This window comes from Zobellia laminariae, from assembly GCF_030553095.1.
Lineage (GTDB): Bacteria > Bacteroidota > Bacteroidia > Flavobacteriales > Flavobacteriaceae > Zobellia > Zobellia laminariae.
In genome coordinates, this window is the sequence record NZ_CP130738.1 from 3319584 (window position 1) to 3343104 (window position 23521).

26 protein-coding genes are annotated in these 23521 nt (G+C 36.1%); 19 read left to right on the plus strand and 7 right to left on the minus strand.

Annotation, left to right across the window (positions count from 1 at the left end):
* Positions 1-8: 8 nt before the first annotated feature.
* The 5 genes from Q5W13_RS25175 to Q5W13_RS15905 all read left to right on the plus strand — a co-directional run bounded on the left by Q5W13_RS25175 (position 9) and on the right by Q5W13_RS15905 (position 5026).
* A complete protein-coding gene (locus Q5W13_RS25175; RefSeq protein ID WP_368662274.1) occupies positions 9-602 on the plus strand; it encodes a sulfatase-like hydrolase/transferase in 594 nt (197 codons plus the stop codon).
* Positions 599-2107, plus strand: coding sequence for a sulfatase/phosphatase domain-containing protein (locus tag Q5W13_RS25180; RefSeq protein ID WP_368662275.1), 1509 nt, complete (start codon positions 599-601; stop codon positions 2105-2107). Before Q5W13_RS25175 ends, Q5W13_RS25180 begins: the two co-directional genes overlap by 4 nt.
* Complete coding sequence (locus tag Q5W13_RS15895) at positions 2097-3281, plus strand: alpha-L-rhamnosidase-related protein (protein ID WP_304443669.1); 1185 nt, start codon at positions 2097-2099, stop codon at positions 3279-3281. The genes Q5W13_RS25180 and Q5W13_RS15895 overlap by 11 nt, the downstream gene beginning before the upstream one ends.
* Entirely contained in the window at positions 3278-3493 is a 216-nt protein-coding gene (locus Q5W13_RS15900; RefSeq protein WP_304443670.1) for a hypothetical protein, read from the plus strand. The genes Q5W13_RS15895 and Q5W13_RS15900 overlap by 4 nt, the downstream gene beginning before the upstream one ends.
* Positions 3494-3688: 195 nt before the next feature.
* Positions 3689-5026 carry a Gfo/Idh/MocA family protein gene (locus Q5W13_RS15905; RefSeq protein ID WP_304443671.1) on the plus strand — a complete coding sequence of 446 codons (1338 nt, stop codon included), beginning with the start codon at positions 3689-3691 and terminating at the stop codon, positions 5024-5026.
* Between the two features lie 86 nt (positions 5027-5112).
* On the opposite strand, the gene Q5W13_RS15910 is transcribed toward Q5W13_RS15905, so the two are convergent.
* Entirely contained in the window at positions 5113-5238 is a 126-nt protein-coding gene (locus Q5W13_RS15910; protein ID WP_304443672.1) for a hypothetical protein, read from the minus strand.
* Between the two features lie 253 nt (positions 5239-5491).
* On the opposite strand from Q5W13_RS15910, the gene rhaM reads away from it, so the two are divergent.
* Entirely contained in the window at positions 5492-5806 is a 315-nt protein-coding gene (gene rhaM, locus Q5W13_RS15915) for an L-rhamnose mutarotase (protein WP_304443673.1), read from the plus strand.
* Positions 5807-5920: 114 nt separating this feature from the next.
* On the opposite strand, the gene Q5W13_RS15920 is transcribed toward rhaM, so the two are convergent.
* Positions 5921-7396, minus strand: coding sequence for a helix-turn-helix domain-containing protein (locus Q5W13_RS15920; RefSeq protein WP_304443674.1), 1476 nt, complete (start codon positions 7394-7396; stop codon positions 5921-5923).
* 126 nt (positions 7397-7522) lie between these two features.
* Between Q5W13_RS15920 and aceB the strand changes: the two genes are divergently transcribed.
* From aceB to Q5W13_RS15940, 4 genes are all read left to right on the plus strand, one after another.
* Complete coding sequence (gene aceB / locus Q5W13_RS15925; protein WP_304443675.1) at positions 7523-9121, plus strand: malate synthase A; 1599 nt, start codon at positions 7523-7525, stop codon at positions 9119-9121.
* Between the two features lie 210 nt (positions 9122-9331).
* Positions 9332-10939 (plus strand): isocitrate lyase, encoded by a 1608-nt coding sequence (locus Q5W13_RS15930; RefSeq protein ID WP_304443676.1) that lies wholly within the window; start codon positions 9332-9334, stop codon positions 10937-10939.
* A 122-nt stretch (positions 10940-11061) separates the two neighbouring features.
* Positions 11062-11553 carry a ribonuclease E activity regulator RraA gene (gene rraA / locus Q5W13_RS15935; protein WP_304443677.1) on the plus strand — a complete coding sequence of 164 codons (492 nt, stop codon included), beginning with the start codon at positions 11062-11064 and terminating at the stop codon, positions 11551-11553.
* Positions 11554-11634: 81 nt separating this feature from the next.
* The gene (locus Q5W13_RS15940) at positions 11635-12753 is read left to right on the plus strand and encodes a pyridoxal-phosphate-dependent aminotransferase family protein (RefSeq protein ID WP_304443678.1); all 1119 of its coding nucleotides are present in this window, start codon (positions 11635-11637) and stop codon (positions 12751-12753) included.
* A 65-nt stretch (positions 12754-12818) separates the two neighbouring features.
* On the opposite strand, the gene Q5W13_RS15945 is transcribed toward Q5W13_RS15940, so the two are convergent.
* The 3 genes from Q5W13_RS15945 to Q5W13_RS15955 all read right to left on the minus strand — a co-directional run bounded on the left by Q5W13_RS15945 (position 12819) and on the right by Q5W13_RS15955 (position 14027).
* A complete protein-coding gene (locus tag Q5W13_RS15945; RefSeq protein ID WP_304443679.1) occupies positions 12819-13202 on the minus strand; it encodes a hypothetical protein in 384 nt (127 codons plus the stop codon).
* Positions 13203-13282: 80 nt separating this feature from the next.
* Entirely contained in the window at positions 13283-13495 is a 213-nt protein-coding gene (locus tag Q5W13_RS15950) for a hypothetical protein (RefSeq protein ID WP_155595663.1), read from the minus strand.
* Positions 13496-13568: 73 nt separating this feature from the next.
* On the minus strand, positions 13569-14027 hold the full coding sequence (locus tag Q5W13_RS15955; RefSeq protein WP_304443680.1) for a hypothetical protein: 459 nt from the start codon (positions 14025-14027) through the stop codon (positions 13569-13571).
* A 318-nt stretch (positions 14028-14345) separates the two neighbouring features.
* Between Q5W13_RS15955 and Q5W13_RS15960 the strand changes: the two genes are divergently transcribed.
* The 8 genes from Q5W13_RS15960 to Q5W13_RS15995 all read left to right on the plus strand — a co-directional run bounded on the left by Q5W13_RS15960 (position 14346) and on the right by Q5W13_RS15995 (position 19295).
* Positions 14346-14711: an arsenate reductase family protein gene (locus tag Q5W13_RS15960; RefSeq protein ID WP_155595664.1), complete on the plus strand. Its 366-nt coding sequence runs from the start codon at positions 14346-14348 to the stop codon at positions 14709-14711.
* Between the two features lie 53 nt (positions 14712-14764).
* Complete coding sequence (locus tag Q5W13_RS15965; RefSeq protein ID WP_304443681.1) at positions 14765-15109, plus strand: universal stress protein; 345 nt, start codon at positions 14765-14767, stop codon at positions 15107-15109.
* Positions 15097-15225 carry a universal stress protein gene (locus tag Q5W13_RS15970; RefSeq protein WP_304443682.1) on the plus strand — a complete coding sequence of 43 codons (129 nt, stop codon included), beginning with the start codon at positions 15097-15099 and terminating at the stop codon, positions 15223-15225. Before Q5W13_RS15965 ends, Q5W13_RS15970 begins: the two co-directional genes overlap by 13 nt.
* A 130-nt stretch (positions 15226-15355) precedes the next feature.
* Entirely contained in the window at positions 15356-15661 is a 306-nt protein-coding gene (locus Q5W13_RS15975; RefSeq protein ID WP_304443683.1) for a hypothetical protein, read from the plus strand.
* Positions 15662-15763: 102 nt separating this feature from the next.
* Complete coding sequence (locus Q5W13_RS15980) at positions 15764-16285, plus strand: lipid-binding SYLF domain-containing protein (protein WP_304443684.1); 522 nt, start codon at positions 15764-15766, stop codon at positions 16283-16285.
* Between the two features lie 59 nt (positions 16286-16344).
* Positions 16345-16803, plus strand: a complete 459-nt coding sequence (locus Q5W13_RS15985) for a hypothetical protein (RefSeq protein WP_304443685.1) — start codon at positions 16345-16347, stop codon at positions 16801-16803.
* Positions 16804-17218: 415 nt separating this feature from the next.
* On the plus strand, positions 17219-18454 hold the full coding sequence (locus tag Q5W13_RS15990) for a cation:proton antiporter (protein WP_304443686.1): 1236 nt from the start codon (positions 17219-17221) through the stop codon (positions 18452-18454).
* A 202-nt stretch (positions 18455-18656) separates the two neighbouring features.
* Positions 18657-19295 carry a M90 family metallopeptidase gene (locus tag Q5W13_RS15995; protein ID WP_304443687.1) on the plus strand — a complete coding sequence of 213 codons (639 nt, stop codon included), beginning with the start codon at positions 18657-18659 and terminating at the stop codon, positions 19293-19295.
* Positions 19296-19308: 13 nt separating this feature from the next.
* On the opposite strand, the gene Q5W13_RS16000 is transcribed toward Q5W13_RS15995, so the two are convergent.
* A complete protein-coding gene (locus Q5W13_RS16000) occupies positions 19309-19650 on the minus strand; it encodes a hypothetical protein (protein WP_304443688.1) in 342 nt (113 codons plus the stop codon).
* Between the two features lie 193 nt (positions 19651-19843).
* A complete protein-coding gene (locus Q5W13_RS16005) occupies positions 19844-21484 on the minus strand; it encodes a helix-turn-helix domain-containing protein (RefSeq protein WP_304443689.1) in 1641 nt (546 codons plus the stop codon).
* Positions 21485-21690: 206 nt separating this feature from the next.
* On the opposite strand from Q5W13_RS16005, the gene Q5W13_RS16010 reads away from it, so the two are divergent.
* A complete protein-coding gene (locus Q5W13_RS16010; RefSeq protein WP_304443690.1) occupies positions 21691-23493 on the plus strand; it encodes an arylsulfatase in 1803 nt (600 codons plus the stop codon).
* The last annotated feature ends 28 nt before the right edge of the window (positions 23494-23521 follow it).

The window sequence follows — 23521 nt, forward strand, 5'->3', positions numbered from 1 at the left end:
CCTGATTTATGAGAATACCAGTTTTGGCAGTACTTTTTCTTTGCGGATGTATACTACCGCTAAAGGCACAAAAAACAGTACAGAAACAACAACAAGCAAATAAGCCCAATATAATTTTTATTCTAACGGATGACCAGCGTTTTGATGCACTGGGTTATGCGGGAAACAAGCTTATTTCTACTCCAGAAATGGATAAATTGGCCATGAAAGGCACCTATTTTGAGAATGCTATGGTAACCACACCAATCTGTGCCGCCAGTAGAGCTAGCATTTTAACAGGGCTTTACGAACGTACACACAATTTCAATTTTCAAACAGGAAATATTAGAGAGTCGTACATGGCTGAATCCTATCCTTCTATTTTAAAAGAGAATGGATATTTTACTGGTTTCTATGGTAAATACGGAGTTAGGTACGATAATCTAAAAAATCAGTTTGATGAATATGAGTCTTATGACCGTAATAATGAATATAAAGACAAACGTGGTTATTACTATAAAACCTTAGGTAAGGACACGGTTCATTTAACACGATATACAGGACAAAAAGCGATTGATTTTATTGCAGATGTAAAGACAGATGAGCCTTTTGTCTTTCCTTGAGTTTTAGTGCTCCTCATGCCCATGATGGCGCTGAGGACCAATATTTCTGGCAAGGGGAGTCAGATGTTTTGCTTCAGAATATGAATATGCCTGATGCAGATTTGGGAGAAGACAAATACTTTGAGGCTCAACCTAAATTTGTACGTGATGGCTTTAACCGTTTACGATGGACGTGGCGTTATGATACTCCCGAAAAATATCAACATAGCGTAAAAGGATATTATAGAATGATATCTGGAATAGACCGAGAAATTGCCAAAATCAGGACTGAGCTAGAGAAGAAGGGACTTGCAGAAAACACGGTTATTATTCTAATGGGAGATAACGGTTACTTTTTAGGTGAACGCCAGCTTGCGGGTAAATGGTTGTTATATGATAACTCTGTTCGCGTGCCTTTAATTGTTTTTGACCCAAGAGTGAAAAGACAAAAAGATAGTGATGCATTGGCATTGAATATAGATGTGCCTTCAACCATTTTAGATTTAGCTGGAATAGCCCCGCCAAAAACATGGCAAGGAAAAAGTCTTATGCCTATCGTAGAAAAATCGAAGAAAGACTTTAAGCGGGATACGGTATTGATCGAACACCTTTGGGAGTTTGATCATATTCCACCAAGCGAAGGAGTCCGCACTAAAGATTGGAAATACTTCCGCTATGTAAACGACCAGTCTTTTGAAGAACTTTACAATTTAGAAGACGACCCTAAAGAGATTAACAATCTTGCAAAAGACTCAAAATATGCGGAAAAGTTAGCGGCATTTCGAAACAAAACCAATAGTCTTATACTTGAGCTTTCCGATGACTATTCCAAAGGCCCGAGCGATTTGGTTATAGAGTGGATACGAAACACGGAAGGGGTTACGGTAATTGATACTAAACCAGAATTTGGATGGGTAGTGCCGGACGGAGCGGTTTCACAATCGGCCTATCAAATACTGGTGGCTTCATCCAAAGAAAAGGTAAACAACAATATTGGTGATGTTTGGGATAGTGAACAAATAAGAACCAGCGCGTCATCAGAAATAGAACATGGAGGTACTGCGTTGAAAAGCGGAGAGACCTATTTCTGGAAAGTGCGTATTTGGGACCAAGACAATCGGCTTTCAAGGTATTCTCAAAGTCAGTCTTTTACAATGGGAAATCCTAAAGCAACGATAACCACTCCCAACAGTTTTCAAATCGATAAAATAAAACCCGTCAAATTTGAAAAAAAAGGTGAAACCTATTTTATGGATTTTGGAAAAGCAGCTTTTGCAACTTTAGACTTTACATATAAAGCTAAAGTTAGTGATACGCTTATTTTTAGAATAGGAGAACAGCTAGATGGTGAAAACATCAATAGAACACCTTTCCACAGGAGTCATATCAGATATCAAGAAATTAAAATGGCTGTAAACCCTGATCAAACAGAATACCAACTTCAGGTACAAGTAGATGAAAGAAATACAAGACTAAGGCAAGGCGCTACCACTTCCAAAAGATTTTCCGGTTTTGATGCCGTTTAGATATGTTGAGGTAGATGGTGCAAAAGAATCTGTTACAGCAGAAGATTTTACATTATTGGCTCATCATAGTTATTGGGAAGATGACGCTAGTAGTTTTAAAAGCTCGGATGATATTTTGAACCAAGTTTGGGAAATCTGTAAATACACGATTAAGGCCACTACTTTTAATGGACTCTATGTAGATGGTGACCGTGAGCGTATTCCGTACGAGGCAGATGCGTATTTGAACCAATTGAGCCATTATACCACTGATCGTGAGTATGCTATTGCTAGACAGACCATAGAATACTTTATGGAGCACCCAACATGGCCTACCGAATGGCAGCAGCACGTGACGCTTATGTTTTATGCAGATTATATGTATACGGGCAATAAGGAGCTAATTGAGAAATATTATGACCGTTTAAAATACAAGACCCTTTATGAGCTTTCTAATGAAGAAGGGCTGATAACTTCTACTAAAATGACACCGGAGTTAATGAAGAACCTTGGTTTTTCTCCGCAATTGAAAGAGACCTTTAGAGATATTGTAGATTGGCCGTCTGCCGGTTGGGGAGGAGACCCATCAAATAAAGGGGAACGTGATGCCTATGTTTTTAAAGATTATAATACCGTAGTGAATGCATTCTATTACCAGAATATGAATATCATGTCTGAGTTTGCAAAAGTCTTGGGTAAAACTGAGGAAGCAAGAGATTTTGAACTTCGTGCTTTAAAAGCGAAAAAAGCGGTCAATGAAAATATGTTCGATTCGGAACGAGGTGTTTATGTAGATGGTATAGGCACAGACCATGCTGCCCTGCATGCCAATATGCTGCCTTTAGCTTTCAATATGGTGCCGGAGGAGCATATTTCTTCTGTTGTGGAACATGTAAAATCGCGTGGAATGGCTTGTAGTGTTTACGGTTCACAATATTTAATGGACGGACTTTATAACGCAGGAGCAGCAGATTATGCTTTGGAATTGCTAACGGACACCAGTGATAGAAGTTGGTATAACATGATTCGTATCGGGTCTACAATGACGTTAGAAGCTTGGGATTTGAAGTATAAGAATAATCTAGATTGGAACCATGCTTGGGGAGCTGTGCCAGCTAACGCTATTCCACGTGGACTTTGGGGTATTCAACCTAAAACACAGGATTTGGAATTGCTACTATCAAACCTCAAATGAGCGATTTAAAAAATAGCAGCATTGAAGTGCCTACCATAAAAGGAACGATAAAAGGAAGCTACAAATATGAAACTGCTAGGCTTCAAATTTTCGAAATTGAGATTCCAGCTAATATGGTTGCAGAATTTGAAATTGCCCCGTCACCGGGTAAAGAACTCATGCACAATGGTAAGAAAGTAAATGCAGCTTTTGGCTCAGTACGTTTGGAATAAGGTAAGCATGAAATTAAATTAGTGGTCAATTCTTTTTAAAGTTCCTTTAGTATTTTAATTGTAAAAGGTACATTTATAAAAACATAAGTATAAAGATTAACCAAATTTTGGAGAAGCCAGAATATATAGCAGCCTGTTATTGGGTCATGGAAGCCCAATTTTGTTACAAGATTTTATAATTAAAGAATAACTATAATGAAAACATCTAGAAGAAGTTTTATTCAGAAAACAGCATTGGGAACTACAGGTGCTATATTAGGTAGTTCTAGCTTATCGGCTAAGAGTTACAGAAAAGTGATGGGTGCTAATGATAGAATCCAAGTAGCTATTGCAGGTCTGGGACGACGTGTTAGTGCTATGTATACACCAATAGAGTTAAAGAGTAATAATGTAGAGCTGTTATACCTTTGCGATGTAATGGAGAGTCAGCGTGTAAAAGCCGCTACGGAAATGTCTACTAGATTGGGTTATACTCCAAAACTTGAAAACGATATTAGAAAAGTTCTTGAAGATAAAAAAGTGGATGCATTGTTTAACTTAACTCCTGATCATTGGCATGCTCCGGGTTCTATAATGGCGTTAAAGGAAGGAAAACACGTTTACGTAGAAAAGCCATGTAGCCATAATATGGCCGAAAATGAATTACTCGTGGCAGCTCAGAAAAAGTACGACCGTGTGGTGCAAATGGGGAACCAACAACGTTCTGCGGAGCATAGCATTGATATTATAAAGCAAATTCATAATGGTGTAATCGGTAAGCCATATAAAGCGGTTGCTTTTTTTAGTAGTAAACGAGGAGAGGTGCCACTTCAAAAAGCAGCACCCATTCCTGCAGGTCTGGATTGGGAATTATTTCAGGGACCAGCTGTTCGTCGTGATTATACTTCTGAAACGTGGAATTACAATTGGCATTGGTACGGATGGAATTATGGTACGGCAGAATTAGGTAATAACGGTACGCATGAGTTAGATGTAGCGCGTTGGGCATTGCAAGTGGATTTTCCAAATCATGTAGAAGCAGATGGTATTAAATCAGCTTTTGTTGATGATGGTTGGGAAATGTACGATACTATGGAAGCTACTTTTAAGTTCGATAATAATACGACCATTAAATGGGATGGTAAAAGTAGAAATGGATACTCTACCTATGGTGGAGGTCGTGGTACCATTATATACGGTAGCGAAGGTAGTGTCTATGTAAATCGAAACTTGTATAAGTTGTATGACAGAGAGGGTAACTTGGTAAAAACAGTTAACGCAAAAACGAAAGAAGGCGGAATAGAGCTTGGCGGCGGTGGCGGAATGACTACCGTACACGTTGGTAATTTTTTCAATACCATTAGAGGTAAAGAAACTTTACAAGCACCAATAGATGATGCATCAAAAAGTATGGCATTAGTTCACTTTGGTAATGTAGCCTATAGAATTGGTAATGGTTTTGATATAGACTCCAAAACAGGAAGAATGCTAGATCGTAAAGCATTGGCTTTATGGGGTAGAGAATACGCTAAAGGCTGGGATGTAAAACTCTAGTTTTCTAAATATTAAATTCGGGGGTAAAGTGGTTTTGGTTATTTTGCCCCCGATTTTTTTATCAATTTTCAGATTTCCAAAACAGATTAATTGGTATAAGGAACCGTCCCTGTTTCATCAATGGGATATCCCCATTTTTTAATATATTCCAAACTTTGAGATAGTAATTTTTCCATATCATCTTGCATAGAAGTATACCCTTCATTACCCACAAGATTATTCAGTTGGTAAGGGTCTATTTTATTATCAAAAAGTAATCATATGATTTTAACAGCACTGTACAGGATACATAACCTTTTTTGAGGAGTTATTTTTGAGGAGCTAGTTTTTATCTCTTAATGGGTTGTCTACTCAGAGCAGTTTTAATATTCAGATGTAACTCATGAATGCATCATTAAGTAGATTGTTAAACCATTTTAAACGTAAGCTGAAGCTCCCGAAAAACTAAATGTAATCCAATAGAAAATGATTCGTAAAGCATTCAAAATGAAGCTGTATCCTTATAATATAGAGGAGTATACAAGAAGGCACAATCCTATTTGGCCTGAACTAGAACAGCTACTTAAAGAACACGGGGTTCATAATTATAGTATTTTTCTGGATTCCGAGACGCATTTTTTATTTGGCTATGCCGAGGTAGACTCTGAAGAAAAATGGAATGCAATAGGTGATACAGAAATTTGTAAAAAATGGTGGAAACATATGGCAGGTCTCATGGAAACAAATGCAGATGATAGTCCGGTTTCTATAGATTTAAAACCTATTTTTTATATGTCCTAATGTGGTTTGTCTTAAATATTTTCCTTGGGCGAGTGATAAAAAAAATGCAGATATTGAGTATCACTTAATTCTTATTGTTAGCCGAATACCCAATAGAAGCAATCGCTGAAAAACTTAACTAAATTTGTTCGTCAACTCAGAAACAACTTCTTCTATCACTTTATTTTTTTTGATTTTTTCTAAGATTTTAGGAGCTACCACGCGTTCTTTACAATCCATAATAGAGCAACGTTCACAGGTGTTACCAACAACTTGTGTGTCTATTTTTGGGTCTTCTAAAAAAGCCATTTTCTTTTTTAATTGCTTATTGATAAGCAAGCCAATACTAATACTTCTATATTGGTTTTTTTTAAATGGATCTTTGGTAGCGGAGGAAAATACTAGATACGAAACATCATCATCAGGATATTGAGAAATTTGTATATCAAAAGCATGATCTTCTTTGCTTTTATCAATATCCTCTAAAACCTTTAATGAAACCCATCTTCTACAATAATGTTCATTGGTTTCATTACTATGAGGAGATTGTTGATTAGGTAAATGCAATTCTTTTGTTAGGTAATAATTTTTGCTGCCTACGTCATGGGTAAAACGTAGAAAGAATAGCGTTTGAATATTAAAATCTTGCGGTAACAAGTTTGTTAAACGTTGGTAGAAAGTCTCTGGTGATGCCGCAAAAAAAGAAAAAATCTTTATAAAGGCAACCTTGTCAAAGGTATCTTTCTTAATGAGTTTAGAAAATTCATTAACCAATGCAGCTCTTGGTAACAACAGTGCGCCGGCAAAATAGGACGCGTAAAAATTATTCAAAACTTGGTCAAAATTTTCAAACTTAATCCATGGAAAAGTGTAAAGACGTTGCTCAAAATCCAAGTAGTTATAGCCTATTTCTTTGGCATATATAAAAGTGCGTTGCGCCTCATCTATATCACTAGCGAGTAATAATGTTTTTCTTTTTGGTACAAAAACAGAGCGCAGGTCGTAAAGTTCTTTGTGCTTTTTTAAATCGTTATTATTTATAGTGTACCCGTATTCTTCAACAAGAACTTCTTCTAATTCTTTAGAAGATACCGGCGACTTCAAATCTATCTGATACGCTTTACAAAACTTAACTACTTTCTGTTCTAAATCATCAAAATAATTATAGTTGGACTGTTGGTAAGAGCGCAAAGAAGAAAGGTAAAAACTCTCTCTATTGAAGTTGTAATGTTTTGCAACTTCAATTATAGTAGTGATAAAGGCATTGACCTTATCAGGCGCATTTGCAATAATATCAATTAGGTTGCTCTCTTTTATTCCAAAAAGTTCCAATGGAATTTCCTTTAGAATCTTGGATTGTAAAATTTCACCAATAGGGGCAAGATTCTTATCCAATTTCAAAGAAACGAGGTCGTCATAAGAAACATCTAATTTTTCGGATAGTATAATAATCTTATCGGTCTTTGGATATTTCTTGCCCTTTTCAATTTCGTTCAGATACGATTTTGATAGTTTGGCAAGCTTTGATAATCCAAATAGAGATAGATTTCTTTCGGTTCGGATCTGCTTTAATTTCAGTCCAAAAATGAGCTTAACGTATTCTTCTTCCATAGTTCAAGAGCAAAGATAATCAAATATGCGAACATTGTAAATTATGTTAAAGTTTAAAATTTAGCGAACGTTCGCTAGAATATGTGAAAACTTTATTTTAATATTGTTTCATAAAACAATCGAGATATGGAAAATAGAACAACAACATTTACCAAATGGCAGTTTAATACGGAAGTAAAAAATTACTATCCACAGGTATTAACAGAAGAAGCTATGGCTTTTTTAACGGCCCTCCATGAGCGTTTTGATAATGAAAGATTATCACTTTTGGAGAGAAGGAAAGCGGAACAAGCTTTTTTTGATAAAGGAAAATTTCCTGAATTTCCTGTTGAAACCAAAAGTATTAGAGCATCTGATTGGACAGCCTCATCCATCCCGCATGATTTGCAAGATCGTCGTGTAGAGATAACTGGTCCTGTAGATCGTAAAATGGTGATCAATGCCCTAAACTCAAGTGCTAAAACTTTTATGGCAGATTTTGAAGATAGTAATTCACCTACTTGGTCTAACTGTGTAGAGGGACAACAGAACTTAATTGATGCCAACAAAAAAACAATTGATTATTACAATCGACAGAAAGACAAGTCTTATACTTTAAATGACAAGACAGCTGTTTTGTTGGTACGCCCAAGAGGCCTTCATTTAAACGAACGCCATATTCAAATTAAAGAAGTGGAAATATCTGCCAGTTTGTTTGATTTTGGACTTTATGTATTTCACAATACTAAAACTATGATGGCAAATAACACTGCCCCGTATTTTTACCTTCCAAAGTTGGAACATTATTTAGAAGCGCGCTGGTGGAACGAAGTTTTTGAATTTGCCCAAGAATATCTTAGTGTACCAACAGGTACTTTTAAAACTACCGTATTGGTGGAGACCATCACGGCAAGCCATCAACTAGATGAGATTATATATGAGCTTAAAAACCATATTGTAGGTTTAAACTGTGGCCGATGGGATTATATATTCTCTTACATCAAAAAGTTTAGAAACCATCCCAACTTTTTGGTTCCTAATCGTGATCAAGTAACTATGACGTCTCCTTTTATGGACGCCTATTCAAAATTGGTAATTCAACGTTGTCACAAAAGGGGAATTCTTGCAATAGGTGGTATGGCGGCTCAAATTCCAATCAAGAATAATCCTAAAGCAAATTCGGCAGCTTTGGAAAAAGTGAGGTTGGATAAAGAGCGAGAAGTCCAAAACGGACATGATGGTACCTGGGTAGCACATCCTGATTTGGTAGAGGTGGCTATGAATGAGTTCAATAAGCACATGCCAACTCCAAATCAATTGCATGTTACACGTAATGATATATCCATTTCTGCTGAGGATTTGGTAGCTCTTCCCACGGGTACGGTTACCGAAGAGGGAGTGCGTAAAAATATTAATGTAGGAACCTTGTATTTAGAAGCTTGGCTTCAAGGCAATGGTGCGGTAGCATTATATAACCTTATGGAGGATGCGGCGACAGCTGAAATCTCAAGAACACAGATTTGGCATTGGTTAAATAAGGAGGTTGTTCTAGAAGACTGTAGAAAATTTGATAATGCCCTTTTCAATACCATTTTTGATGAAGAAGTCGAAAAAATACTTACTGAAGTGGGGCCTTCTAAAATAAAGGAAACTCAGTTTAAAAGGGCTTTTGAACTATTTCAAGAATTGATTTTAGCCGATGATTTTGAAGAGTTCTTGACGATACCGGCATATAAGTATATCTAAAAAGAAAGAACCCTGCAGATGCGCGAACATCTATTACAGGGTCCTAATTATTAATAAATAATAACGTAAAACAAAAGTATGAAAACTTTAAAAAAATCTAAAGCTTTAGTTACCGAATGGTCAATTAGCAACACGTTGCATTACAGCGGGTCAGGAAATAGAAATGGACTTACGTCATTAATTAATCAAAACTCTTAAAACTCCACTATTATGACAAATTATAATTCAGCTCTTGATGTTGTACGTAACTTAAAAGCTAAACACGGAAATACTTGGGCAGCCATAAATCCAGAGAATTCGGCTAGAATGGCTATTCAGAACAGATTTAAAACAGGATTGGATATTGCTAAATACACGGCGTCTATTATGCGTAAAGACATGGCAGATTATGATGCAAACCCTATGAACTATACCCGGTCTTTAGGTTGCTGGCACGGTTTTGTGGCACAGCAAAAAATGATAGCGGTAAAAAAGCACCACGGTACTACAGATAAATCATATTTATATCTTTCTGGTTGGATGGTAGCGGCATTGCGTTCAGAGTTTGGTCCTTTGCCCGATCAGTCTATGCACGAAAAAACCTCGGTGCCTAAATTAATTGAAGAAATCTATCAGTTTTTAAGACAAGCAGATGCTGTTGAATTAAATGACTTATTTCACCGTCTGGATGCAGGAGAGGATGTACAGAATGAGATTGATAATTTTGAAACGCATATAGTTCCTATTATAGCAGATATTGATGCAGGATTTGGTAATGAGGAGGCCACTTATTTATTGGCAAAGAAAATGATTGAAGCGGGTGCTTGTGCGCTTCAGATTGAAAATCAGGTGTCAGATGCCAAACAATGTGGTCACCAAGATGGTAAGGTGACTGTACCGCATGAAGATTTTATAGCAAAACTAAATGCTTTACGTTATGCGTTTTTAGAGTTAGGTGTAGATGAAGGTGTAATCGTAGCTCGTACAGATTCCGAAGGTGCCGGCTTAACTCAGAAACTTCCTGTTTCTCAGGAAAAAGGAGATTTAGCTTCTAAATATATCGATTTTATAGAAGCAGAAGAAATCTCTATGGAAGATGTAAAAGAGAACGACGTATTGATAAAGCGGGATGGTAAATTGGTTCGTCCCGTTCGTATGCCTAACGGACTCTACAAGTTTAAAGCAAACTCTAATATAGATAGAGTTGTACTTGATTGCATAACCAGTCTGCAGAATGGAGCGGATTTACTTTGGATAGAAACACCAACACCACATGTAGGCCAGATTGCGAATATGGTGAACAGAGTAAAAGAGGAAGTACCTAATGCGAAGTTGGTATATAATAATTCTCCATCTTTTAATTGGACGCTTAATTTTAGACAACAGGCATATGACCTTATGAAAGAAGCTGGTGACAATATATTGGGGTATGATAGGGCAGAGCTGATGGATGCTAAATATGATAAAACGGAACTGTCTGACCGTGCAGATGAAATGATCAGAACGTTTCAAGAGGATGCCGCTTTACATGCAGGTGTTTTTCATCACCTAATTACTTTGCCAACATATCATACAACAGCATTACAAATGAACAATCTTGTTGAAGGCTATTTTGGTGATATGGGAATGTTGGCCTATGTAGATAATGTTCAGCGCCAAGAAATACGTAAAGGAGTGTCTTGTGTAAAACACCAACGTATGGCCGGTTCTGATTTGGGTGACGATCACAAAACCTTCTTTGCTGGTGATAAAGCCTTAAAAGCAGGTGGCGAAAAGAACACAAGTAATCAGTTTTCTATTGATAAAAAGGAGAAGCGAGAAGCTGTTTTATCTAGATAGTTTTACTAATTTTAATGATAAAGGCGACGTATACGTACTTCGTCTTTATCATTATTTTCATAACACGTATTTATTCTATTTCAATGCATTAAAAGTTTGTACTATAACTAATATAGATGTCTATGTTTACTACAGCAGATCTTTGGGACGAAAACATCGGAATTTTTGAATGTGCGAGCCCTCTTTTTAAATCTTTTGGAAACAAGAAGACCTTCTGGGGAAAAATAGCGACCTTAAAACTATTTGAAGATAATTCCTTGGTGCGCAAAAAAATAGAAACTAAAGGAGAAGGAAAAGTGTTGGTTATAGATGGAGGCGGTTCTTTACGTTGTGCCTTAGTTGGGGATCAACTTGCCGCATTGGCTTTAAAGAATAATTGGTCCGGAATTATTGTAAATGGATGTATTAGGGATAGTGAACTAATTAATACGATGGATGTGGGTATAAGAGCTCTGAATACGTGCCCAGTTAAGAGTATAAAACGTAATATTGGAGAGAATGATATTCCTGTAAATTTTGCTGGTGTTACCTTTGTACCTAATCACTACGTATACGTAGATGCAGATGGCCTATTATTGAGCGAGCAAGCTATTTTCAAAATTTTTCATCAATAAAATTAAAGATATGAAAAACAGAAAATTATTAATGATTATGGTCCTATAGAATTTGAGCCAGAAGTTTTACGTGCCATGGGTATGGCAACTACGAGTCATGTAGCTCCAAATTTTATTGAGATTTTTGGAAAAAGTCTAGAGATGATGAGAGAGGTTTGGATGGCACCAAACGGACAACCCTTTATAGTTGCCGGAACAGGAACTTTAGCTATGGATATGGCTGCGGGCAATCTTATAGAAAAGGGAGATAATGCTCTTGTGATTTCTACCGGATACTTTGGAGAAAGGTTTAAGGATATTTTAGATAGATACGGAGCTAATACAACAATATTGGAAGCTCCCGTAGGCGAAGTTGTATCTATTGACGCTATTGAGAATGAGCTAAGGTCTAAACCATACAAAGTATTGACCATGACCCATGTAGATACTTCTACAGGAGTTCTTGTTGATCCGGAGCCTATAGCACAATTAGCTAGAAAGTATGATGTTTTAAGCATTTTGGACGGTGTTTGTTCTGTTGCGGGAGAAGAAATCAAACAAGAAGAATGGGGTGTTGATGTTGTTCTTACTGGATCTCAAAAAGCAATAGGTGTACCTCCTGGTCTAGCACTTTTAGTGGCTTCCCAAAAAGCAATGGAGGTTTGGAAAAATAGAAAAACACCCGTGTCTAGCTATTATTCTGATTGGAACAATTGGTTGCCGATTATGAAAGCATATGAAGAAAGACGCCCTTCTTATTTTGGAACACCTGCCGTTAATTTAATCGTAGCCTTAGAAGCTAGTTTAAAAATCATCTGCGCAGAGAAGATAGCCAATAGGGTGGAAAGGCACAAAAATTTAGCAAAAGCCTTTAGAGCAGGAATTGAGGCGCTTAATTTGGAAACATTACCAAAAACAGAAAAAATTACGGCCAATACGTTAACAGCTATATATTACCCTAATGGTATTGATGGCGCAGAATTACGCTCAAAAATTGCTACTTACGATGTTATTATTGCAGGAGGGTTACTTGCGGAAATGAAAGCATCCTATTTTAGAATAGGTCATATGGGCTCGGTATCTTCTAGTGATTTGGTAGCCGTATTGAGTGCTTTAGAAATGGCGTTATTAGAATTAGGTCATTCATTTGAGTCTGGAAAAGGCTTGCAAGCTTTTCAAGATACTTTGTTGAAATCTAAGCGGGTAGCCTTAACTATGTAATGAAAAGACCTTCGGGGTGTTCAAGTTTTAGTTTGAGAGATTTACCTAATTAAGTCTTTTTACACCTATAAGTTTTCGCTCGAAAATAGGAAAAATTCTTTTTTGAGATTTCCATATGTTTCTCGTTGGGCTTCCATTTTATGGCGAAGTTTTAGGTGTTCTTTAACTCTGGGAATATCCATGGATTCACTACCATTGGGCGTATGGTCTAAAATGTTTATCTCATGTTGTTGAATGCTTTTTTGTATATCCCTGACTATATTACTTTGAAGGTTAAATTCATCTAGGTAATGCTCCAGTTTTGTGAGTACTTCTTTATCTGTCCAATGGCTTATCAATTCATTTAGCCTGTTCTCTAATGACTTTAACTCGCCTCCCCAAAAGGTAAGTTCTGACGTCCATAAAGTATGTTCAAAATGTAGGTCAGAATTATAAGTTACGTCTACCATGATGTTTTGTTTTTATTCAATAATCGGTTTTTATCGGTACAACAAAAAGTACGGCACATTCCATCTTTTGTAAACCCAAATTATTTCTTTTTATGAGTATCTAAATGATGCTCAAGCAGCTCTTTTAAATCTTCTAAATATTCCTGCATTACCTCTTTATCCATTTGCGGATGGTTTTTTGTTGGCAAGGTCATAGGATTTTCATCCAGAGAACGATAAAGCTCCGGATAATTAGTTTCTATATTGGTGGTAAGCTGCGTAATCTGATTTAGTATTTTATGTAGATCTTTCATTTTATCAGTCTTAAATCTTCTAAATTATATATGTTCTACCAATGATGAAATCTTCACAACAATTCTGATTGGTTTATTTTGGAATTAAATTTAGCCGTCGTACCATTTCTTCCGCATCTATTACGTGTTCCGTAATGGAGAAAACTGCTTTTCTGTTTTTTCTAAAGCTCTTAACAAAAGAGGCAAGGTCATCTTCTATTTGTTGGTGTTCTGTCCTAAACTTATGGGAATCGTAAGCAAACGGATTATCCATTAACTCAGCCAAATGGTGCAAACTTGTATTTACTTGCTTTAATAATTTGCTAGATTGGTTATCCATCTCAACTAGACCAACTTCAATTTGTCGCACCATATCTATGTTCTCTTTTTTTGAGATCCACATAAAATATTTGTCAATAAGATGATGCAAAAACTTTAGGTCGTCGTTGTAAAATTCAAGATCTGATTTCCAATGCTCTGTTAGAACATACAATTCTGCCCAATCAGCTTCATGAATATAGCTGTCTTTAGGTCTTTTTCTAAAATCGCTCACAACGGAATTGTTTAAGTTATACAATTTACTAGTACAAATGTATTGTGGTTGTGATGAAGAAAGCATGACGCAGGTCATGCTAGAGATGTTTTGCATTTGGTTGTTTGAACAGTAGAAGTACATTCCTAAAAAAAAAGTATAACTAATTGTACAGTATATCATAAATAACTCACAACATGATTTAGGTCAGTTCATCAACATTTCAAACTTTATAATTTTGAGTAATTAATAGAAATGGCCTAGTTATGAACCCAGAGAATACTTATTTCAAACCTTTAATATGAGGCAACATTAACTTGATATAAATTCTAAAAAATTATGCCCGAATTAGCTACATCAGAATATGAAATTGTTTTGTATTACAATCCTAACAGAGCGTCGGCAGAAAAGACATTGGCGTATGCAATAGGGGAGGGATTACCGGTACGGGACGTAGATATTCTTAAAAATATATTTACGGGAACACAGTTGGAAGAATTGGCCGAACGTCTATCTGTACCTCTTGAAGGATTAGTTAATAAAGACCACCCTGATTTTCCTTCTCAATTTAATGATGCGAACCTCTCGGATAATGATTGGATCAAGCTACTGCGAAAGAGTCCGGAATATATAAAAGAACCAATTGCTGTTCGCGGCCATAAAAGCATATTCGTAGAAACGCCTAGCGATTTATCAAGATTATAAACTGCCCATTAATTATAATGAGCTTATTAATTTTTCATTTAAAATAAAGAGATATGAAAAGGATATGTATAGCATTAGATTATAATCCATCAGCAGAAAAAGTGGGAAAAACAGGGTATGCTTATGCCAAGGCCTTAGATGCAGAGATTTTTTTGATACACGTAATCTCAGATGCTTCCTATTATGCTATTGACTATTCTCCATTTTTGGGTTATGAAAGTCCCTTTAACACGGGCTCTATGAAATTGGTACAAGAACTGATACAGGGTGCCAATAACTTTTTGATAGATTCTGCGGAACATTTGGGAGGAGGAAATATAAAGACAGCTGTTTTAGAAGGAGAAACTGATGTTGCTATTTTAGAGTATGTGGAGAAGAGAATAAGATGGATTTATTAGTAATTGGTACGCACAGCCATAGCTCTTTTGAAAATGTGCTGATGGGTAACACCGCTGTAAAAATTGTAAAGCATACTAAAACACCTCTGTTGGTAGTGCCAACAAAAGTTGAATAACAATATAAATACGGCTCGGTTTTCTAGTTTGGAGAAATAGGGTCGGCATTAAATCAACCATCCGATGTTAAAAAGAAGCGCAATTTTAATTTTTTCGATTTTACTATTAGTGGCAGGGTGTAGCAGCCCTTTGACCAATAAAGATAGTGGTTCTACTATTGAATTAAGTGAGGACGATGTATTTACAATTAATTTGCAAGGGGAAGATTTTCCAGAGTATGAATGGCATATTGTTTCAGAAAATAACCATATAAAACTTGCGGAACCAGTAACTGCGGAGACCACCGCAACAAACACCATATCTACGTTTAATTTTAAGACAGTGGGTACGGGAGAGGATATGCTTAAAATAGATTACACCAATGGAATGGAAACCAAAAAGACTTTTGAGTTAAGGGTTATTGTTGGAACCATGGGTCGTATTGAAGCTTATTAGGTGAATCATTAGACGTATTTTTTAATGAAATAATATTAAAAGCGGGTAATAGGAAACTTTTTTCTACCCCAAACGAGAACAGTAATAATAAAAAAAAAGAAGATGAAACTAATTACAATAGTACTTGCATTGAGCATGACGTTTGTTGTGTCTGCACAGACAAGAAAGGATAAAAAAATTATTAAAGATGCCGCTAAGGCAAAAAAAGAATTGGTAAAAACGGATACTGATATTAACGGGTTTTTTGAAAACTCAGCCGGTTATGTCATATTTCCAAATGTTGGTGAAGGTGGTTTTTTAGTTGGCGCAGCATCGGGTAACGGCGTGCTCTATCAAGAAGGCACTGCACAAGGTATGGCTAATCTTAAAAAACTAGATGTGGGTTTCCAAGCTGGTGGTCAATCTGTTATTGAAGTCATTTTCTTTGAAAGTGAAGATGATGTAATGGAATTTGAAGAAGATAATTTTGAATTTTCGGCTCAAATTTCTGCTGTGGCCCTTAAATCCGGGGTGGCTGCGAATGCTAAATACAAAGATGGTGTCGCAGTTTTTACCCTGCCTAAATCAGGACTTATGGCAAAGGCTACCGTAGGCGGACAAAAGTTTAAGTACAGTTCTTTTTAAAAGGAGGAAGGTTTAAGTCTTCAAAAAAAAGGAAATCATAAATTCAATTTAGAAGAACCATGAAAACATTTTTAATAGGTGCACTAATGCTCTTTTTAATGCCAATGGTCAACGCCCAAAACCCGTATGAAATTACGGAGCAAAACATGCCGTACAATAAAATGGCAACTAGTTTTACGGCTAATGTTATTGGACAGAATGAAAGTAATGTCTACTATCAATGGCAAAAATTTATTGAGGGTCACCAAGGAAAAACCTACTTGGTTTCTGCCAATGAAGGTAATGTTGAGTTTGAGAGCGAACATGTGAGACTTCCTATGTTAGGGGAGAAATCGGTGATATTACATTCACGTTTTGCTCCCAATTATTCAGAGAACGGAGTATTATTGACTTTATGGATAGAGCTTCCAGATGGCAGTTATTATTCTTCTAAGACAGATGAGGATTCTGCGCAAAAAATAAAAGATTGGCTGTTGAAGTATGATCAACAGTTGACCAATATTAAGTTTAAAAATTGAAAATTCATTATGGATTAAATTTTAAATCAAAGAAGTACTTTTTTTATTCAAACCCGGTAAATGAAATCATGGTCTAAAGAGCGGACATTGATTTTATTCACCGGGTTTCTTTTTACTTCGAATTAAAGAAAACGAAGTAACCCTATACTGAATGGTGGGATTTTATAAACAGCTATTCTAGAATGTGCTGTAAAGAGTAAAATTCTAATGATTTCAATGAAAATAATAGAAACATGAGATTTAGTTTTATCTTATAACAGGAAGATGTAAGGCTGTTAGACTATTTTTGCCCTCAGGCCCAGCCGCTTTATTATAAAGGTATATTGGTGTCAATACTGTTTTATTGGTGAACAGATATCACAATTAGTAGTAGTAAAATTAATGTAGCACAATTGTTAACAGCTTAATTTGAGATATGGATTTATTTACGATTATTAGTATACTCATGGTACTGGTATCCATCTTTGCATACCTCAATACACGATTCTTAAAGTTACAGACCACCATAGGTACTATGATAATTTCCATTGTTTTTTCATTGGGAATACTCGGTTTATCCAAACTCTTTCCTGAGCTAATAAAATTTGAAAAAGACATTGTAGGCTCCATCGATTTCAAAAAATTATTGATGGACGGTTTGTTGAGTTTTATGCTCTTTGCTGGCGCAGTGCACGTGAACATAAATGAATTAAAATCAGAGAAATGGAAAATTGTTGCCTTTTCTAGTTTAGGGGTCGTTATTTCAACAGCTCTTATAGGAGGTATTTTTTTCTGGGTATTACAACAAATAGGAATGCCCTTGCCATTAGTTCATTGTTTATTATTCGGAGCCCTTATTTCTCCAACAGACCCAATATCGGTTTTAGGGATTCTAAAGAAAATAGGAATTAAAAAGTCTATGGAAACCACTATAGTTGGTGAGAGTCTTTTTAATGACGGAGTAGGAGTGGTGGTTTTTCTAACCCTGTTACAGTTTGCCAGTGACGGTACTTCAGAAAGCATTGATGCATTGGGAATAGCAGAGAATTTCTTACTTGAAATAGGCGGAGGACTCTTGTTCGGGTATCTTTTGGGCCGTATTGCGCACAGGGCAATTTCAAAAATTAATTCCTATGAGACGGAAGTTCTTATTACTTTGGGTATGGTAATGGGTGGTTATGTTGTTGCAGGAAAGATTGGTGTTTCAGGTCCATTAAGTATGGTAGTGGCCGGACTCTTTATTGGGAACAGAACGTATCGTCAGGAGAAAAAAGAAAAAACAGTAGATTACGTAGATAAGTTCTGGGAGCTTATAGATATTCTGTCTAATGCGGTATTATTTGTGTTAATTGGTTTAGAAATTGTGTTAATTCCGTTTACACAACAACTTATAGTTGTTGGTTTTTTAGCCGCTATCGTGGTAATAATTTCGCGTTTTTTATCGGTAAGTGTTCTAATAGTTTTATTAAAAAAATGGTTGCATTTTGATTCAAAAACATCATTATTAATGACGTGGGGCGGATTAAGAGGAGGTATTTCTATAGCAATGGCACTGTCCTTACCCGAGGAAGTTTATAATTACATTGTGCCTGTAACCTATTTAGTAGTTATATTTTCTATAATCGTACAAGGTTTAACGCTAGAGAAAGTAATAATTCGTTTAACAAAGTAACTAGTAGGTAATGTCAGGAATCTTAGGCTATTTTACAAACAGTAATCAAATCCTTATTTTAAAGTATGACCACTAATTTCTATGTTTTTATCCCTCTTTTAGTACTGGTGATGCTCATTGTTTGGCGGATTTGGTTTTATAAGAAAAAATTAATCTGAACGACTTTAATCCAGCGTGGCGCAATATCCTTAACAAGGAAGTATTGTTCTATGCAGACTTGTCTAAAACAGATAAGATTCGTTTTGAACAGGAGGTTTTATACTTTTTTGATGATGTAACAATTACGGGCGTAAAAATTGAAATTAACGATACCGATCGCTTGTTAGTAGCCGCAAGTGCAGTAATACCGTTATTTGGTTTTCCAGAATTACGTTACCGAAATATTAATGAGGTCCTGTTGTATGAGGGTAGTTTTAATGAAGAAAACCAGACCAAGGGTGAAGGACGTAATATTTTAGGCAAAGTTGGCACGGGAGATATGAACCGTTTAATGATTTTGTCCTTACCGGCGCTACGTGCAGGATTCCAAAATAAAAACGCGACCAGCAATGTGGGTATACATGAATTTGTTCACCTAATAGATAAGGCAGATGGTGCTATTGATGGTATACCAGAAAGCCTAATGCATAATACATATGTTGCTCCATGGCTAAAACTGATGCACAAAGAAATAGATAATATTAGGGAAAATAAGTCCGATATTAACCCTTACGGCGCTACCAGCGAAGTAGAATTTCTTAGCGTGGCCAGCGAATATTTCTTTAGTAATGCTGAGGCATTTCAGAAAAAACACCCTGAACTTTATGGGTTAATGCAGAAAATGTACCGCCATTCTTTCTGATTAGTAAGACCATTTATTCAATCTGTTCTAAATTCAGAATAATTTTTTTCTCTTTTATCGGTATGCTGTTCTGTGCGTTGTTTTCTTCAGCGTATAACTTCTCAGTGCCATAGGTAATTTTGAAAGTAGACCCCTTAAGAGAGTCGTCGTTTAAATTAAATTTTTGAAGTAATTCAAGGTTAATTTGATTGAAAGTTATTGGACTTTCATCTAACCGACTAATAAAAAGATAGCCTAGCTCAGATTTACTATCGTAGGAAGCATCTATCATGTGCATTATTTTACTGTCTTCGCTTTGGCCTTGCAATATGTTTGCAACTAGAACAAGAATAAGGAGGGGTATTAATTTTTTCATAGCTCAGATATCTTAATCGTTTATAGATGATTTTCCGAAGGTCTGGACTAAGGTGTACTATTAGAATAAAAAACCTTAACCATCCGCTAGTTAAGTAGTTAAAGTTATGAATTACAATGGTAAATACTACTTTTTTTCATACAATCTTAAATGTATTTTGTTTTAGAAAAATAGATGGGTAGAATTGGGGTAACTAAATACCAGCTATATAACTCTCTAAATTCTCCGAACGTTCCAACCCCATTTTCTTACGTATTCTAGAACGTGAAACATGAACACTATGTGGTTCTATATTCAGGATTCTAGCCATTTCTTTCGTGCTTAAATTTAGTTTTATGAGGGCACAGTGTTTCTGTTCTGTTGAGCTTAATTTAGGATGTAGTTCTTTTAGTTTATCATAAAATGCTGAATTGACTTGGGTGAACTGAAGGTTAAATTCATTCCAAAGGTCTTTAGACCCCTTTTTATATTTACTAAAAAGGGATTTGTAATGAGGGGAGGATTCTGTTTTTAGTAGGTTCAAAAGTTCATCTATAGCAGTATCCTTGTCTATTAATTGCAGTGCATAAGAAGTGAGCTCCTTGCTCTTTAATTCTATTTCATTATTGCTACGCTCTTCTATAAATTTCGTTTTGAGTTCAGCTTCTTTTTTATGTAGAAGGGTCTTTTTGAGCTTTAGGCGCATCTGAAAAACAACACCTAAAACAAGACCTAATAGAACTAGTAAAAAGAGAATAATTTTAAGCCTAAACTGAATGGTATTACTCTTTTCAATAGTCCGTGTTTTTTGTTCTAATTGCGCATTTTTCTCTGAAATAGATTTTAAATAAGAATCCTTTATTTGAAAAAGCTCGCTGTTGGTTTGGTTCTTATCATGTAGGACCTTATGGTCAGCGGTATTTGTTGACTTAACAAGGTAGTCATAGGCAAGTTTGGTATCTCCGTTTGTAGAATACATTTCAGATATTTTTCGCAAAACTTCTGTTTCCAAATCGTTCCTGAATCCTTGGTCTTGGCTCAGAGCTAAACTCTCATTGTAAAAGAATAGCGCACTATCTTTCTGGCCAAGGTCTTTTTTTAAATCACCTAAATACATAGAAATATTGGGTCTGTAACTTACTTTTTTTCCTGATGTATTGGAGTGAGATAAATGTAGAAAGGTATCCGCTTTTTTATACTCATGGAGTTCTTGCATAATTTTCCCCTTTTCAGCATCCCAAAACGGCATCTCTATGCTTTTTTCCAGGGTAATAGAAGGAGTCACATAACAAGAATCCAAGTACTGAAGCGCTTTTTGATAGTTGCCCATCTTCCTTTGCCGTACGGCCAAATACATATAACTAGAAATAAGATTATCAATTTGTGTTGAATCCTGAACATAAATTTTCTTTGCAATTTTCACGGCTTCCTGTAAATATAAAACGGATTGCTCGTTCATATTAAACTCATCGTAAAGACGAGCCAAACTAATTCGGATTTGAACTTTTTGAGCTTTATCTAAAGCTTGGTCACTTAAATATTTAGCCTGCCAAAGGTGGTCAAAAGTTTTACTGAATTTCCCCTTTCTCTTTTGAATTTCGGACATAGCCAGAAGACATTTCACCACTCTACTTGTGTCCTTTTTACTTTCAAAATATATTTGGGATTCATCAAGAACCTGATAGGATTCAGTAGGAAACAGGTTTGACTTCGCCATTGCTTCCTTTAATCGGTTTGTATAATAAGAAGTACTGTCTTGTATACTATTTTTAGATTCTATAGTTTGACAAATTCCAATTTCTGTTACTAAAAAGAGAATAATGAAAATATGTAATATTCTGGTATACAGAATCATGTGTTTTTGTGAGGTTGTTCAAATCAAGATATTAAATAATAATAGGAATAGAGTTATAATTAAGGGTAAATATACACTTGTATAATATTTGTAAAGTACATTTTTACCATCTTTTCATTTTCTATGGTTAGTTTTGAGAGGTTGGATTAAGGTTAAACAGTTGCAATTAAGAAAACCCGAGTAAAGTAATATTACCATTCAATAGTATGATAAAATTTAAGATGTTCAGGTATGGGTTGGCAGATAATGTCCTGATGTTTTTGTTGGTATTATTTGTGAGTAACGGATTTGCACAAGAAGGGAAACCACCCAATGTAATTTTGGTAATGACAGATGACCAAGGCATAGGAGATTTAGGTTGTCATGGTAACCCTTGGATTAAGACTCCTAACATAGATAAGTTCTATAAACAAGCGGTGCGCATGACCGATTTTCACGTAAGCCCAATGTGTACGCCAACTCGTGCAGCTTTAATGACGGGGAGATATCCTGTAAATAATGGAACATGGGCAACATATAAAGGCAGGGATGCGTTGGCGGAAAATGCCAATACCATGGCAGATGTATTTAAAAAGAACGGGTATAAGACGGCCATGTTCGGTAAATGGCATTTGGGAGATAATTATCCGTCAAGACCTACGGATAGTGGTTTTGATGTAGCTATCCATCATAAAGCTGGTGGAGTAGGAGAACTATCTGATTATTGGGGCAATAGTTATAATGATGATGTGTATTACGTTAATAACGAGCCTAAACAATTTTCAGGGTATTGTACAGATGTTTGGTTTCAAGAAGCCATGGGTTTTATGGACAAAAATAAAGATGCTCCGTTCTTTCTTTACCTACCTACCAATGCACCTCATAGCCCCTTTATTGTTGCAGAAAAGTACGCGGCTCCTTATCGGCATTTAGTAGGAGATAAAATTGTTGGAGCTGAATTCTACGGAATGATAACCAATATAGATGAGAACTTTGGAAAACTAGAAGCTTACTTAAAAGAAAAAAAACTAGCAGATAACACCATACTGATTTACATGACGGACAATGGTTCTGGAGGAGGGCTTAGTGAAGATGGTAAGTTAGGGTTCAATAAAGGATTTAGAGGGAGAAAAGGGCAACGTACGGAAGGAGGTCATCGGGTTCCTTTCTTTATCCGCTGGAAAGATGGGAAGATAAAAGGAGGAAAGGACCTGAATGAATTAACGGCACATGTGGATTTGATTCCCACTTTAGCCGGACTTTGTAATCTTGAAATTCCTGAAGGCATGAAGTTAGATGGAATCGATTTTTCGCCTTTACTACTTAATAACGGAAAGTTAGATGATAAAAGAACAGTGTTTGTTCATAATCGTCAAGATTGGCGTACGCCGCATGATAAAGAAGATACCGCTATACTAAATGAGAAATGGCGATTGGTAAACGGTAAGGAGCTTTACGATATAGAGGCCGATAAACATCAAGATATAGATGTAGCATCAGGAAATAAGGAAGTGGTAGAAGGACTTTTGTCTCAAAACAAGGCGTTTTTAGATGTGGCAAAATCAGGTTACGAATACTGGGAATTTCCGGTGAGTACTATTGGGAATGACGGTCAAAAGGAAATTAAACTAACCATCCAGCATGCTATTGGGGAAGATGGTGGAATCTGGAAACCAGAGCAAGTAGCATCAGGAATGAAAAATAGAAACAATATGCATCCAATAAAAGTGGAGAAAGCGGGTAGGTATAAAATATCGTGTATGCGCTGGCCAAAAGAATGCGCTGGACCTATTTTGGGTATACCTACGGAGAATCCAAAAAACCAGTATGAATATAAAACTATGCATCCAGAGAAAGTGCGTATTCAGATTGCTAATCAAATTACAGAACAAACTGTTGAAGGAGATATGCAGAGCGCAGATTTTATTTTAAATCTAGAAGAAGGCAAAACTATGCTGGTAAATGACTTCATTGAAAACGGAGAAACCTTTGGCGTGTATTACACCTACATTAAATACCTAGGCAAATAATAAACAGAGCTTTTAAAAATATAACTAG

Excerpts from the sequence above, each read along its gene's own strand:
- Q5W13_RS25175 (WP_368662274.1), top strand. The coding sequence starts at position 9 with ATGAGAATACCAGTTTTGGCAGTACTTTTTCTTTGCGGATGTATACTA.
- Q5W13_RS15895 (WP_304443669.1), top strand. The coding sequence starts at position 2,097 with ATGCCGTTTAGATATGTTGAGGTAGATGGTGCAAAAGAATCTGTTACA.
- Q5W13_RS15900 (WP_304443670.1), top strand. The coding sequence starts at position 3,278 with ATGAGCGATTTAAAAAATAGCAGCATTGAAGTGCCTACCATAAAAGGA.
- Q5W13_RS15905 (WP_304443671.1), top strand. The coding sequence starts at position 3,689 with ATGAAAACATCTAGAAGAAGTTTTATTCAGAAAACAGCATTGGGAACT.
- rhaM (WP_304443673.1), top strand. The coding sequence starts at position 5,492 with ATGATTCGTAAAGCATTCAAAATGAAGCTGTATCCTTATAATATAGAG.
- Q5W13_RS15920 (WP_304443674.1), bottom strand. The coding sequence starts at position 7,396 with ATGGAAGAAGAATACGTTAAGCTCATTTTTGGACTGAAATTAAAGCAG.
- aceB (WP_304443675.1), top strand. The coding sequence starts at position 7,523 with ATGGAAAATAGAACAACAACATTTACCAAATGGCAGTTTAATACGGAA.
- Q5W13_RS15930 (WP_304443676.1), top strand. The coding sequence starts at position 9,332 with ATGACAAATTATAATTCAGCTCTTGATGTTGTACGTAACTTAAAAGCT.
- rraA (WP_304443677.1), top strand. The coding sequence starts at position 11,062 with ATGTTTACTACAGCAGATCTTTGGGACGAAAACATCGGAATTTTTGAA.
- Q5W13_RS15940 (WP_304443678.1), top strand. The coding sequence starts at position 11,635 with ATGGCAACTACGAGTCATGTAGCTCCAAATTTTATTGAGATTTTTGGA.
- Q5W13_RS15945 (WP_304443679.1), bottom strand. The coding sequence starts at position 13,202 with ATGGTAGACGTAACTTATAATTCTGACCTACATTTTGAACATACTTTA.
- Q5W13_RS15950 (WP_155595663.1), bottom strand. The coding sequence starts at position 13,495 with ATGAAAGATCTACATAAAATACTAAATCAGATTACGCAGCTTACCACC.
- Q5W13_RS15960 (WP_155595664.1), top strand. The coding sequence starts at position 14,346 with ATGCCCGAATTAGCTACATCAGAATATGAAATTGTTTTGTATTACAAT.
- Q5W13_RS15965 (WP_304443681.1), top strand. The coding sequence starts at position 14,765 with ATGAAAAGGATATGTATAGCATTAGATTATAATCCATCAGCAGAAAAA.
- Q5W13_RS15970 (WP_304443682.1), top strand. The coding sequence starts at position 15,097 with ATGGATTTATTAGTAATTGGTACGCACAGCCATAGCTCTTTTGAAAAT.
- Q5W13_RS15980 (WP_304443684.1), top strand. The coding sequence starts at position 15,764 with ATGAAACTAATTACAATAGTACTTGCATTGAGCATGACGTTTGTTGTG.
- Q5W13_RS15985 (WP_304443685.1), top strand. The coding sequence starts at position 16,345 with ATGAAAACATTTTTAATAGGTGCACTAATGCTCTTTTTAATGCCAATG.
- Q5W13_RS15990 (WP_304443686.1), top strand. The coding sequence starts at position 17,219 with ATGGATTTATTTACGATTATTAGTATACTCATGGTACTGGTATCCATC.
- Q5W13_RS16000 (WP_304443688.1), bottom strand. The coding sequence starts at position 19,650 with ATGAAAAAATTAATACCCCTCCTTATTCTTGTTCTAGTTGCAAACATA.
- Q5W13_RS16005 (WP_304443689.1), bottom strand. The coding sequence starts at position 21,484 with ATGATTCTGTATACCAGAATATTACATATTTTCATTATTCTCTTTTTA.
- Q5W13_RS16010 (WP_304443690.1), top strand. The coding sequence starts at position 21,691 with ATGATAAAATTTAAGATGTTCAGGTATGGGTTGGCAGATAATGTCCTG.